The sequence below is a fragment of the Nocardia sp. NPDC047654 genome, from assembly GCF_043205035.1.
Classification (GTDB): Bacteria; Actinomycetota; Actinomycetes; order Mycobacteriales; family Mycobacteriaceae; genus Nocardia.
The window spans coordinates 173,358-186,380 of record NZ_JBIDDF010000004.1 but is presented as its reverse complement, the minus strand read 5'-3'; the positions used below and the strand labels follow the sequence as shown (position 1 = coordinate 186,380).

At 70.0% G+C, this 13,023-nt stretch carries 12 protein-coding genes; 7 read left to right on the top strand and 5 right to left on the bottom strand.

Features of this window, described 5'->3' with window-relative positions:
* Nucleotides 1–110 precede the first annotated feature (110 nt).
* Entirely contained in the window at nucleotides 111–560 is a 450-nt protein-coding gene (locus ACGF7Y_RS16540; protein ID WP_393234391.1) for a hypothetical protein, read from the top strand.
* Nucleotides 561–688: 128 nt separating this feature from the next.
* On the opposite strand, the gene ACGF7Y_RS16535 is transcribed toward ACGF7Y_RS16540, so the two are convergent.
* The 5 genes from ACGF7Y_RS16535 to ACGF7Y_RS16515 all read right to left on the bottom strand — a co-directional run bounded on the left by ACGF7Y_RS16535 (nucleotide 689) and on the right by ACGF7Y_RS16515 (nucleotide 5,531).
* Entirely contained in the window at nucleotides 689–1,882 is a 1,194-nt protein-coding gene (locus ACGF7Y_RS16535; RefSeq protein WP_373283843.1) for an acetyl-CoA C-acetyltransferase, read from the bottom strand.
* A 10-nt stretch (nucleotides 1,883–1,892) separates the two neighbouring features.
* Nucleotides 1,893–2,501 carry a TetR/AcrR family transcriptional regulator gene (locus ACGF7Y_RS16530; protein WP_040864602.1) on the bottom strand — a complete coding sequence of 203 codons (609 nt, stop codon included), beginning with the start codon at nucleotides 2,499–2,501 and terminating at the stop codon, nucleotides 1,893–1,895.
* Nucleotides 2,502–2,546: 45 nt separating this feature from the next.
* Entirely contained in the window at nucleotides 2,547–3,320 is a 774-nt protein-coding gene (locus tag ACGF7Y_RS16525; protein WP_393234388.1) for a hypothetical protein, read from the bottom strand.
* 199 nt (nucleotides 3,321–3,519) lie between these two features.
* The gene (locus ACGF7Y_RS16520) at nucleotides 3,520–4,317 is read right to left on the bottom strand and encodes an SDR family oxidoreductase (protein WP_393234386.1); all 798 of its coding nucleotides are present in this window, start codon (nucleotides 4,315–4,317) and stop codon (nucleotides 3,520–3,522) included.
* Nucleotides 4,314–5,531, bottom strand: coding sequence for an acyl-CoA dehydrogenase family protein (locus tag ACGF7Y_RS16515; RefSeq protein WP_393234383.1), 1,218 nt, complete (start codon nucleotides 5,529–5,531; stop codon nucleotides 4,314–4,316). The genes ACGF7Y_RS16520 and ACGF7Y_RS16515 overlap by 4 nt, the downstream gene beginning before the upstream one ends.
* A 75-nt stretch (nucleotides 5,532–5,606) precedes the next feature.
* Between ACGF7Y_RS16515 and ACGF7Y_RS16510 the strand changes: the two genes are divergently transcribed.
* From ACGF7Y_RS16510 to ACGF7Y_RS16485, 6 genes are all read left to right on the top strand, one after another.
* Nucleotides 5,607–7,160, top strand: coding sequence for a FadD3 family acyl-CoA ligase (locus ACGF7Y_RS16510; protein ID WP_393234380.1), 1,554 nt, complete (start codon nucleotides 5,607–5,609; stop codon nucleotides 7,158–7,160).
* Nucleotides 7,160–8,065, top strand: a complete 906-nt coding sequence (locus ACGF7Y_RS16505) for an enoyl-CoA hydratase (RefSeq protein WP_051174824.1) — start codon at nucleotides 7,160–7,162, stop codon at nucleotides 8,063–8,065. Before ACGF7Y_RS16510 ends, ACGF7Y_RS16505 begins: the two co-directional genes overlap by 1 nt.
* Complete coding sequence (locus ACGF7Y_RS16500; RefSeq protein ID WP_393234377.1) at nucleotides 8,065–9,207, top strand: acyl-CoA dehydrogenase family protein; 1,143 nt, start codon at nucleotides 8,065–8,067, stop codon at nucleotides 9,205–9,207. Before ACGF7Y_RS16505 ends, ACGF7Y_RS16500 begins: the two co-directional genes overlap by 1 nt.
* A complete protein-coding gene (locus ACGF7Y_RS16495) occupies nucleotides 9,204–10,232 on the top strand; it encodes an acyl-CoA dehydrogenase family protein (protein ID WP_393234375.1) in 1,029 nt (342 codons plus the stop codon). Before ACGF7Y_RS16500 ends, ACGF7Y_RS16495 begins: the two co-directional genes overlap by 4 nt.
* 124 nt (nucleotides 10,233–10,356) lie before the next feature.
* On the top strand, nucleotides 10,357–11,412 hold the full coding sequence (locus ACGF7Y_RS16490; protein WP_393234372.1) for an acyl-CoA dehydrogenase family protein: 1,056 nt from the start codon (nucleotides 10,357–10,359) through the stop codon (nucleotides 11,410–11,412).
* Nucleotides 11,413–11,624: 212 nt separating this feature from the next.
* Nucleotides 11,625–13,022, top strand: a complete 1,398-nt coding sequence (locus tag ACGF7Y_RS16485) for an FAD-binding oxidoreductase (protein ID WP_393234369.1) — start codon at nucleotides 11,625–11,627, stop codon at nucleotides 13,020–13,022.
* The last annotated feature ends 1 nt before the right edge of the window (nucleotide 13,023 follow it).

Below are 13,023 nucleotides of genomic sequence, written 5' to 3'. Positions count from 1 at the left end.
GGCCTCGTCACGAGGGCATTCGGGCGCGGCGAGCCCGGATGCGCGGCTCGTTCCCGGTGCTAACTTCGCGCTGCTCCACCGACGAAACCGATCACCAGGGAGGTTTGGTAGTGGGAAAGACAACCGTTCGGGCCATCGTGACGGCAGCGGCGGTCGCCGCGGGCACGTTGACGATGGGTCTCGTCGCACAGCCCGCGACGAGCGAGACGATCGGCGGCGATCCGGTCGCCTACCTGGCGCAGGACGAAGAGCAGGGTCAACCCTCCGACGCGAGTGACGCCGACCAAGGCGAAGGCAAGGGAAAGGGCAAAGGAAAAGGCAAGTCCGAGGGAAAGGGCAAGGGAAAAGGCAAGGGTAAGGGCAGCGAGGGCAAGCCGACCGCCCTCGGCGACGACGAGCCGCAGTCGTCCGCAGAACCCGACATGCGCGGCGATGAACAGACCGACTCATCGACAGGCCCCACCGCCCGCGACGCCGACACCGACTCATCCGCGAAACCGGACGCTCCCGGAGACGGAGAGAGCGAATCCACCGACGGATCTACGAGCCGAGCGTCATGAACGACGTTCCGTCACAAGGACAGTCGGATCACAAGGTGCAATCCGACTGACCCCCCCGGCACCCACGATGCGCATGCCGAGCGGCACGTCGGGCGACGCGAATTCGCCGACGTGCCGCTCGGTGCCGGTCAGCGGGGCAGGCGCTCGATGATGGTCGCGTTGGCGGTGCCGCCGCCCTCGCAGATGGTGAGCAGGCCGTAGCGGCCCTCGATCCGTTCGAGTTCGTTGAGCAGCGTGGCGAACAGTTTCGCACCGGTCGCACCGAGCGGGTGGCCCAGCGCGATGGCGCCACCGTTGACGTTCACCTTCTCGGGGTCCGCGCCGGTCTCCTTCAGCCAGGACAGCACCACCGGTGCGAACGCCTCGTTGATCTCGATCACGTCGATGTCGTCGATAGTGAGGCCGGTCTTCTCCAGCGCCCACTTGGTCGCCGGAATCGGTGCGGTGAGCATGAAGATCGGGTCCGCGCCGCGCGCGCTCACATGGTGGATGCGCGCTCGCGGGGTCAAGCCGTACTCCTGCACCGCCCACTCCGAAGCGAGCAGGGTGGCGCTGGCGCCGTCGGAGATCTGGCTGGCCACCGCGGCGGTGAGCGGGCTGCCCTCGGCCAGGGGCGGCAGCGAAGCCATCTTCTCCAGGCTGGTCTCGCGCGGACCCTGGTCGATCCAGAAGTCGCCGACCGGCACGATCTCGTTGTCGAAGCGGCCGTTCTTGATCGCGTCGCGGGCCCGCTCGTGGCTGCGCAGCGCCCAGCGCTCCATCTCTTCCCTGCTGATGCCCCACTTCTCGGCGATCAGCTGGGCGGCGCGGAACTGCGTCACCTCACCGGTGCCGTAGCGGTGGTCCCAGCCCTGCGCGCCGACGAACGGGGTGTCGAAACCGTACTCCTTGCCCGCCAGCATGGCCGCGGAGATCGGGATCGCGCTCATGTTCTGCACGCCGCCCGCGACGATCACCTCGGCCGTACCGCTCATGATGGCCTGCGCGCCGAAATTGATGGCCTGCTGGCTGGATCCGCACTGCCGGTCCACGGTGACGCCGGGAACCTCTTCGGGATATCCGGCGGCCAACCACATGGTGCGGCCGATGTTGCCCGCCTGCGGGCCGACATTGTCGACGCAACCGACGATGACGTCGTCCACGACGCCCGGGTCGATCGGGGTGCGGTCCAGCAGGCCGCGCAGCGCGGCCGCACCCAGATCGGCCGGATGCACGCTCGCCAATGCGCCGCCGCGCTTGCCTACGGGGGTGCGTACCGCATCGATCACGTAGGCGTCCCGCAGCGGGGCATACGGACGACGGGACGCGGAAGGTGCTGACATGTAAGGACTCCTACGTGGTGCGCTCGGGGACGGTGAGCCCGTCGAGCACGATGGTCAGGTACTGCTTTGCGAGGTTCTCGACGGTGATCGGCCCACCCGGCCGGTACCACCGCACCGCGACCCAGACCGTGTCACGCAGGAAGCGGTAGGCCAGTTCGACGTCGAGTTCCGGCCGGAAGGCGCCGTCCCGCACGCCGTTGGTGAGCACTCGGTGCCACAGCTCGCGGAATTCGCGGTTGTAGTCGGCGATGTAGGTGAACCGCTCCGAATCGCGCAGCCGCTTCGCCTCGGTCTGGTAGATCGCCACCGCGGCGTGCCAGCGGTCGAACGACTCGTAGGAGGCGAGCACCAAGGCTTCCAAGGTGTCTCGCGCGCTCAGGCCGGAGGCGACGATCTCGCGATAGCGGCCGAACAGCTCGTCGAGGAACCCGCGCAGGATCTCGTCCACCATCGACTCCTTGGAATCGAAGTGGTGATAGAGACTCCCCGAGAGGATTCCGGCCGCGTCGGCGATGTCGCGCACCGTGGTGGCGCGCAATCCCCGCTCGGCGAACAATTCGGCCGCCAAGGCGAGCAACTCACTGCGCCGAGCTGATTTAGAGGCGTCTGTTGCGGGCACACGGCCATCATACAACCAAGCATTTGCTTGGTCGAGAGGTACTGCTCAGCGCTCCGAGTAGCGCAGCGGCGAGGAGACCGACAGATCGGCCAGCAGGCGATCGCAGATGATCACGGGCGAGACGCCCGCCCGCGCCATTCGCGCGACGAGCGCGAGACGGCGTTCGCAACTGTCCCATTCCACGGTGAGCTGACCGCGATCCGGACCGGCGTCCACCGTCGCCATCACCCGTGGCGGGCCGCCGCGCACGGGTTCCTCGCTCAACTTGAGCACCATGCCGCGCTGCCAGGCGTGGTAGGCGTCCATATCGGCCTCGACAACCAGCTTGTCGGTGGCCGCGCACAGGCCCTGCGCGATCTCGTCGGCGAAGGTCACCTGGTCGAAGCGGAATTTCCGGCATTTCGCGACCACCGCGAGCAGATCCGAGCGCACCTCGCACAGCAGGGCGGTCTGGCGCTGCCTGCGCCGCTCCTGCTCGGTCTCCGTACCGTCGGCGCTGAGGCCGATGCGCCGGGCACGCTCGCGATCGCGCGCCAGATCGGCGCGCAGCGCGCGGCGCGGGTCGCGGGCGACCTCCCCCTCGTCGACGGCGTGCTGCGCGAGAATGCGCATGGCGGCCGTGGCGACGGCCCTTGCGGAAGTGTGCTCGATGAGTTCGGCGCCGAGGGTCAGCGCCGAGAGGACGAGGCTGTCGAGCCGTCGCCTGGCCAGCACGACTTCGCGCACCACATCGAGTTCCAGTTGTTCGCGGGCAGGTGGGCGATCCAGGCCCATAGCCATCGCCCCCTTGTCGAGCGCGGATCCGATCTCATCCAGCATGGCACACCCCGACCCCTCGCGGCTTGCCCTTTTCTACCTGATCAGCCGCTCATTCGGGGTGACGTGCGCGATGCGAGAAGGCGATCGCAATACGGCGCGCGGAGACTCGCCCGCGACGGCGGGCGACCGGCTGCTCGGTGGTCGCCGGGCCGGCTCGTCCGCCCGGCGCGGCGCGGACGAGCCCGGGAATCGCTGCGGCTCAGGCGCGTTGACTGCTGATCGAGACCACCTCGCCGGTCAAGTAGGTGGTGTAGTCGCTGGCCAGCATGGCGATCGTCGCGGCGACCTCCCACGGCTCGGCCGCGCGGCCGAACGCCTCCCGCTCCGACAGGTGGTCGAGCAGCTCGGTGGAGCTGACCTTGTCCAGGAAAGCGTGCCTGGCGATGCTCGGGGCCACCGCGTTGATCCGCACGCCGAGTTCGGCGGCCTCGATCGCGCTGCATCGGGTCAACGCCATGACGCCCGCCTTCGCGGCGGCGTAGTGCGCCTGACCGTGCTGCGCGCGCCAGCCCAGCACGCTGGCGTTGTTCACGATGACGCCGCCGTGGCCCGCGTCGCGAAAGTAGCCGAGCGCGGCGCGGGTGCAGCGAAAGGTGCCGTTGAGGGTGATGTCGAGGACTCGGTCCCACTGCTCGTCGGTCATGTCGACCACGGGCGTCTCCCCGCCGAGCCCGGCGTTGTTGACCATGATGTCGATCCGGCCGAGCGCTTCGGCGGCACCGCGGACCAGCGCGTTCACCTGTTCGGTGCTCTGCACGTCGCACGGGATCGAGGCGACCCGCCGGTCCGGGAACTCGCCGGCCAGCTCGGTCGCGGTCTCTGTCAGACGCCGCTCGTGCCAGTCGGAGACCACCACGTCCGCGCCCTCGGCCAGCAGCCTGCGCGCGGTGGCCGAGCCGATGCCGGTGCCCGCGGCCGCCGTGATCACGGCGGCGCGCCCGGTCAGCAGGCCGTGCCCGGCGACGGGCGCGGGGGCGACCGACAGCGGGCCGGTCACGGGCGCGCCTCGCGGGGTAGGCCGAGCACGCGCTCGGCGATGATGTTGCGCTGCACTTCGTTCGAACCTCCGTAGATGGTGTCGGCGCGGGTGAACAGATACAGCCGCTGCCATTCGTTGAGATCGTCCTCGCCCGCCACCAGGCCGCGGGCGCCGAGCACGGCCATCGCCAGCTCGCCGAGGCCGCGGTGCCAATTGGCCCAGAGCAGTTTCGCCACCGAGGCCTGGCCCGCGCCGTCGTCCACGCCCGCGCCTTCCATCGTGCGCATGGCGTGCGCGCGCAGCACTCGCAGCCCGACCCAGGCCCGGTCGATCCGGTCGGCGATCAGCGGGTCGTCGGCCGCGCCGGTGCGGCGCGCCAATGCCTCGATGTCGGCCAGCTCCCGGGCGAACCGGATCTGCTGGCCCAAGGTGGAGATGCCGCGCTCGAAGGTGAGCGTGCCCATGGCGATGCGCCACCCGTCGCCCGGCTCGCCGACCACTAGGTCGGCCGCGGTGCGGGCGTTGTCGAAGAAGACTTCGTTGAATTCCGACGTGCCGGTCAGCTGGATGATCGGGCGCACGTCGATGCCCGGCTGCTTCATCGGGACCAGCAGGTAGGACAGGCCCTTGTGCCTGGCGGACCCGCGCTCGGTGCGGGCGACGACGAAGCACCAGTCCGCGACGTGCGCGAGCGAGGTCCAGATCTTCTGCCCGTTGATCGACCACTCGTCGCCGTCCAGGTGCGCGGCGGTCGTGATCGCGGCCAGGTCGGAGCCCGCACCCGGCTCCGAATAGCCCTGGCACCACAGTTCGCTGACATTGCGGATGCCCGGCAGGAACCGGTCCTTCTGCGCCTGGGTGCCGAACGCGAGCAGGGTCGGACCGAGCAGTTCCTCGCCGACGTGCGACACCCGCGCGGGCGCGTTCGCCTTGGCGTACTCCTCGTGGAAGATCACCTGCTGGCGCACCGTGGCCTCGCGGCCGCCGTACTCCTTCGGCCAGCCCAGGCAGGTCCACCCGGCCGCGGCCAGGTGCCGGTCCCAGGCGAGGCGTTCGTCGAACGCCTCGTGTTCGCGGCCTGGACCGCCGAGGCCGCGCAGCTCGCGGAAGTCTCCGTCGAGGTTCTCCTCCAGCCACTCGCGCACCTCGGCGGCGAATCGCTCGTCCTGCGCAGCGGAAAACCGCCCGTCCGGAGCGGCGGTGTCGGATTCTGAGGTCTGGATCGCACCCACGCCGGTAGGATAACCTACCAAGCACTTGCTTTGTAGAGCACTCGCATAAGTGACTCGCGGACGGTGAGGACAACCGTGACAACCCCTGCACAGACGACACCGATGGCACTGCACCACGCCGCCCGGACCTTCGGCGACGCCCCGGCGATCGCCGACGGCGAGGTCCGGCTGGACTGGACCCAATTGTTCGAGGCGGTCCAGGAAGTGGCGCGGGCGCTGATCGCGCGTGGCGTGCGGGTGGGCGACCGCGTGGCCATGTGGGCGCCCAATACGCACCACTGGGTGGTCGCCGCGCTGGCCGCGCACTACGCCGGAGCGGCACTGGTACCGCTGAACACCCGCTATGTGGCCGACGAGGCCGCCGACGTGCTCGGACGAGTGGACGCGAAGGCGCTGTTCATCGCGGGGCCGTTCCTCGGCCGCGACCGGCTCGCCGAATTGCGCACGACCGCGCCGGACCTGGCCATCGATACCGTGGTGGTGATCCCGGTCGAGCCGGGCACCGAGAACACCGACATCGCCGCGCTGGACTGGTCGGAACTCGCGACCGTCGCCGCGCCGGTGACGGCGGCCGAGGCCGAGCGGCGCGCCGAGTCGGTGCGTCCCGACGACATCTCCGACATCCTGTTCACCTCCGGCACCACCGGCCGCAGCAAGGGCACCCTGGTCTCACACCGGCAGGCGCTGTCGGTGGTGCGGGCCTGGGTCGAGTGCTCCACCTTGCGCGGCGACGACCGGTATCTGGTGGTGAACCCGTTCTTCCACAACTTCGGATACAAGGCGGGCATTCTCGCCTGCTTGATCACCGGTGCGACGATCATTCCGCAGGCCACCTTCGACGTGCCGGAGACGATGCGGCTGATCGGCGCGGAGCGGGTCACCGTGCTGCCCGGCCCGCCGACGATCTACCAGACGATCCTGGATTTCCCGCGCCGCGCCGAATTCGATCTGAGCTCGCTGCGGGTGGCCGTCACCGGCGCGGCGACGGTGCCGGTGGTGCTGATCGAGCGGATGCGCTCGGAGCTGGCCTTCGACGTCGTCATCACCGCCTACGGCCTGTCCGAGAGCGCCGGCTTCGGCACCATGTGCCGGGTCGATGACGACGCCGAGACCATCGCGAACACCTGCGGCAGGCCGATCGCGGAATTCGAGCTGCGCCTCGGCGAGGCGGGCGAGATCCTGCTGCGCGGGCCGAACGTGATGCTCGGTTACCTGGACGACCCGGACAGCACCGCGCAGACGATCGACGCCGACGGCTGGCTGCACACCGGCGACATCGGCACGATCGACGAGCGCGGGTACCTGAAGATCACCGACCGGCTCAAGGACATGTACATCTCCGGCGGCTTCAACGTCTATCCCGCCGAGGTCGAACAGGCGCTGGCCCGGCTGGACGGCGTGGCCGAGTCGGCGGTGGTGGGCGTGCCCGACACGAGGATGGGCGAGGTGGGCAAGGCGTACGTGGTGCGCAAACCCGGCTCGGCGCTCACCGAGGAGCAGGTGCGCGCCCACGCGGCGACCGTGCTGGCCAACTTCAAGGTGCCGCGAGTCGTCGAATTCCGCGACCAGCTGCCCTACAGCGCCGCCGGGAAAGTGCTCAAGCGTCAACTACGTGAGGAGAAGTCGTAATGTCGGAACCGGCAACCCCGAACGAGGGTCCGGCGATCCCGGACGAAGGTGAAGTCGTCACCTATGAGCGGCGCGGTCGCGTCGCGATCGTCACGCTGAACCGGCCGGACTACCGCAACGCGCAGAACTCGGTGATGACCTACGCCATCGACGCCGCCTTCGAGCGCGCCGTGGAGGACCCCGAGGTCGGCGTGATCGTGCTGGCGGGCAACGGGAAACACTTCAGCGCCGGGCACGACATCGGCACGCCGGGCCGCGACCACCATGTGCGGTACCAGAACAAAGCGGCGCTGTGGTGGGACCACGTGGACCGGGCCGGTGGCGATCAGCGCTTCGCCCGGGAGCTCGAGGTCTACCTCGGCATGTGCAGGCGCTGGCGGGAGATTCCGAAGCCGACCATCGCCATGGTGCAGGGCGCCTGCATCGCGGGCGGGCTCATGCTGGCCTGGGTGTGCGATCTGATCATCGCCTCCGACGACGCATTCTTCTCCGATCCCGTGGTCCGCATGGGCATTCCGGGCGTCGAGTACTTCGCGCACCCGTGGGTGATGGGTCCGCGCGCGGCCAAGGAATTCCTGTTCACCGGCGACCGGTTCGGCGCCGCGCAGGCCAAGGAATGGGGCATGGTCAACCGGGTGGTGCCCCGCGCCGAGCTGGAGACCGAGACGCTGGCGCTGGCCGAGAAGATCGCCACCATGCCGCAGTTCGGTCTCGCGCTGACGAAGAAGGCGGTCAACCAGGCCGAGGACCTGATGGGCATGCGGTCGGGCATGGACTCGGTCTTCGGGCTGCACCACTTCGCGCACGCGCACAACGCCGAAGTCGGCGCCGACTCCCTCGGCGGCATGAACGCCAAGTCGATGAAGGCGTCGGCGGGCACCGCAGAACAGAACGGAACGACGTAGTGGATCTGGATCTCGACCAGGCGACCCGGGAATTCCAGCGGGAGGTCCGCGAATTCCTCGCCGCGAACAAACTTGCGAAACCGCTGGCCTCGATGGACACGAAGGCCGGATTCGAGGCGCACCGCGCCTGGGAGCGCACCCTCGCCGACGCCCGGCTCTCGGTGGTCGCCTGGCCGGAGGAGTTCGGCGGGCGCGACGCCTCGCTGCTGGAGTGGGTGCTGTTCGAGCAGGAGTACTACGCGGCGGGCGCGCCGGGGCGGGTCAGCCAGAACGGCATATTCCTGCTGGCCCCGACGCTGTTCGAACACGGCACGCCCGAACAGCTGGAGCGGATCATGCCGCGGATGGCGCGCGGCGACGACATCTGGGCGCAGGCCTGGTCGGAGCCCGAAGCAGGCAGCGACCTGGCCGGTATCCGATCGACGGCCCGGCGCACCAGCGGCGGCTGGCTGCTGAGCGGCCAGAAGACCTGGAGTTCGCGCGCCGCCTTCGCGGACTGGGCGTTCGGGCTGTTCCGCAGCGATCCCGAGGCCGAGCGGCACAAGGGACTCACCTACGTCATGTTCCCGCTGACCGCCGACGGCGTCTCGGTACGCCCGATCCCGCAGCTGGACGGTGAACCCGGCTTCGCGGAGATCTTCCTCGACGACGTGTTCGTGCCCGACCGCGACGTGATCGGCGCACCCGGCGAGGGCTGGCGGGTGGCGATGAGCACCTCCAGCAACGAACGCGGCCTCTCGCTGCGCAGCCCCGGCCGGTTCAGCGCCACCGCCCAGCGGCTGATCGATCTGTGGCGCGAGGCGGGTGACGAGGACAATACCGCGCAACGCGACGCCGTGGTGGACGCCTGGATCGGCAGCGAGGCCTACCGGCTGCACACCTTCGGCACGGTCACCCGCCTGGACGAGGGCGGCAAGCTGGGCGCGGAATCCTCGATCACGAAGGTCTTCTGGTCCGAGCTGGACATCGCCATGCACGAGACCGCGCTCGACGTGCTCGGCGCGTCCGCGGAACGTTCCGGGCCGTGGACCGACGGATACCTGTTCGCGCTGTCCGGCCCGATCTACGCGGGCACCAACGAGATCCAGCGCAACATCATCGCCGAGCGGCTGCTCGGACTACCGAGAGGAAGCAGCCGATGAGATTCGCGCTCAGCCCCGAACAACTCGATTTCGGCGCCAGCCTGCGCAAACTGCTGGAGGCGGGCCGCGCGCCCGCCGCCGTGCGCGCGTGGGCATCGGGCGACAGCGGGCCGGGTCGCGCGCTGATCCGGCAGCTGGCCGATGCCGGCGTGCTCGGGCTGGCCGTCGCGGAGCAGCACGGCGGCATCGGCGCCGAGCCGATCGATCTGGTCGTGGCTTTCCAGGAACTCGGGCGCGCAGCCGTGCCCGGACCGCTGGTGGAGACCGCCGCGGCGATTCCGGCCCTGCTGCAAGCGCTTCCGGACCAGGATCTGGCGGCACGGTGGTTGCCCGGCTTCGCCGAGGGCGCGGCGCTCGGCACCGTCGCCTTCGCGCCGCCCGGCCCCGGCGTCGCCCTGGACGCCGACACCGCCGAGGTGGTCCTGCTGGCCGGCGAGAATCAGCTGTCCACCGGGAACCGCACCGGCCTGGTGCGCTCGGTCGATCCCGCCCGCCGCTTGTTCACGGTCGCCGCGGCCGAGACCGTCGCCGAGGGCGATCAGGTCCGCGCGGCCGCCGCCGCCGGCTTCGACACCGGCGCGCTGGCCTGCGCGGCTCAGCTGCTCGGCGCCGGAAAGGCGCTGCTGCACGCGTCGACCGAATACGCCAAGCAACGCAAGCAGTTCGGCAAGCCGATCGGCGAGTTCCAGGCCGTCAAGCAGAAGCTCGCGGACGTGCTGATCGCGCTGGACTTGGCCGAGCCACTGCTCCACCGTGCCGCGCTGACCATGGCCGGAACCACCCGGAGCCGGGACGTGTCGGCCGCCGTGATCGCCTGCGGCGACGGCGCATACCGCGCGGCTCGCGCCGCCCTCCAGGTGCACGGCGCGATCGGTTACACCGCCGAGTACGACCTCTCCCTGTGGCTGACCAAGGTGACCGCACTGCGTTCGGCCTGGGGCACACCGGATGTGCATCGTGCCCGGATCGCACGGGCGCTGCGGGAGGACACCGACTCCGATCGCGCCGCGCGAGGCATCGCATGAGCGGTCGAACCGGGAGGCGGCGGCGAAGCATGCCGACACGGGATCTCGCTCATGCCGGAAAGGCTCCGAGAAAGCAGCGAAGCGCCGCCACACAGCGCTCCCGCTCATGCGCGAAAGGACACCGATGAGCACCGCCGAACACCAGGAATTCCTCGCCTCGGTGCGGGCGCTGCTGACCAAGCACGCCGGGTCGGCGGCGGTGCGTGCCGCGATGGACACCGAACTCGGCTACGACCCGGCCCTGTGGCGGCTGCTGTGCGAGCAGATCGGCGTCGCCGCGCTGGCGATCCCAGAGGAGTTCGGCGGCTTCGGCGCGGGCTTGGTCGAATCCTCGCTGGTGGTGGGCGAATTGGGCCGCACGCTCGCCGGGGTGCCGATGCTCGGCTCGGCCGTGCTCGGCGTGCAGGCCGTGCTGCTGTCGGGCGACGCCGAAGCCTGCGCGCGGCTACTGCCCGAGGCGGCGGAGGGCACGCGCACGATCGCGGTCTGCTGGGCGGACGAGCGCGGCTGGGACGAACCGGGCGTGCGCGCGACGGACGGCGCCCTCACCGGGACCGCGCACTACGTGCTCGACGGGATGTCGGCGGACACCCTCGTCGTCGTCACCCGGACCGGCCTGTTCGAGGCCGAGCCCGCCGCGCCGGGTGTCACCCGGCGATCCGCGCCCACCATGGACCCCACCCGCAAGCTGGCCGAAGTCGATTTCGCCGACGTGCCCGCCCGACGGCTCGGCTCGGGCGACCAGGCGGAGGCCGTCGCCCGGCTGCGCCGCATCGCGTGGGCGGCGCTGGCCGCCGAGCAGGTCGGGGCCGCCGATCGCTGCCTCGAGATGACGGTGGACTACGCCAAATCCCGGGTGCAGTTCGGCCGGGTGATCGGCAGCTTCCAGGCGCTCAAGCACCGGATGGCGGACATGTACGTGCTGCTGGAATCAGCCCGGTCCGCGTCCATCGCGGCGACCGCGGCGGTGGCGGCGGACAGCCCGTCGGCCGCCGAAGACGTCTGGGCCGCCCGCGTGCACTGCTCGGAGGCGCTCACCGCGATCGCGGCCGAGACCGTCCAGCTGCACGGCGGCATCGCGATCACCTGGGAGCACGACGCGCATCTGTTCTTCAAGCGTGCCCACGGGGACGCGCAACTGTTCGGCGCCGCACACCGTCCGGTGGCGCAGCCGGCCTGAGCCGGGGCAGGGCGCGCCGGGGCGATGGCGCGCCCTGTCCCGAGTGGCTGTCAGCGGCTGAGCCGATGAACTAAGATGTGACACGCGCCACATGCGCATAGGCGGGGATGCGTTTTCCAGTGGCACCGCAGGTCGGGATCGGTGCCGTCACGAGTCGAACTGTCGGCTCGTCACCCAACAAGTCGTCGGGGCCCACCAGCTGGGAGGATGCCATGACGCGAACAGTGAATTCCGATCTCGAGGTACTACGTTCCACGATGGACGGGCCGGTGTTCGGCCCCGGCGACACCGGGTACGACCGGGCTCGCGCCATCTGGAACGCCGACATCGACCGGCACCCCGCGGTGATAGCTCAGTGCGTGTCGTCCGACGACGTGGCCGCGGCGCTGGCCTTCGGCAGGGACCGCGGGCTGGAGATATCCGTTCGCGGCGGCGCCCACTCCTACAGCGGGACCGCGGTCGGCGAGGGCGGCCTGATGATCAACCTCAGCGCGCTGAAGGGCGTCGTGGTGAATCCGGAGGCCGAGCGAGCCCGGGTCGGCGGCGGAGCGACGATGGCGGATCTGGACGCCGCGACCCAGGCATACGGGCTCGCGGTGACCGGCGGAGTGGTCAGCGACACCGGCGTCGGCGGCCTCACCCTCGGCGGCGGCATGGGCTGGCTGACCCGCATGGCCGGGCTGGCCATCGACAACCTCGTCTCGGCGCAGGTGGTTCTCGCCGGCGGCCAGGTGCTGCGCGCGTCCGAGAACGAGAACGCGGATTTGTTCTGGGCATTGCGTGGGGGCGGCGGCAATTTCGGCGTCGTCACCGAATTCGAATACCGCCTGCATCACGTCGGGCCGGAAGTGCACCTCGGCCTGTTCTTCTGGGACATGCCGGACGGGACGGATGCGCTGCGCCTGATCCGGGAGTTCATTCCCACTCTGCCGCGTCGGTCGGGCGCGTTGATAGCGCTGGCGATGTCGGCGCCGCCGGCGCCTTTCGTTCCGGAGCGATACCACGGCCGAGCGGGGCACGCCCTGATCGTCGCGGGTTTCGGCACAGCCGAGGAGCACACCGCCGCGGTGGCGCCGATCCGCGAAGCACTGCCGCCGCTGTTCGAATTCCTCGGCCCCGTCCCGTACGCCGGGCTGCAACGGATGCTCGACGGCGCGGCGCCGTGGGGCTTGCGCGGATACGAGAAGGCACTCGACCTCGGCGATTTCTCGAACGACGTGATCGCGGTCCTGACCGCGAACGCCGCCGAGAAGACCGCGCCGCTGTCGTTCATGCCGATCTTTCCGCTCAGCGGCGCGTTCAGCACCGTCGGTGAGGACGACACGGCATTCGGCGGCGCGCGCACCCCACATTACGGGTGCAACATCACCGCGATGGCTCCCGACGCCGAGACGTTCGCCCTCGACCGGGACTGGGTGCGCAGAACGTGGGAAGCGTTGCGCCCCATGGCTTCCAACCGCGGCGGGTATGTGAACTTCATGGCGGACACGGACCGCGACCGGGTCCGCGAATCCTACGGAAGCGTCAAATACGCGAAGCTGGCCCGCATCAAGGCCGCCTACGATCCGTGCAACGTCTTCCACCGCAACGCCAACATAGCCCCCGGCTGAC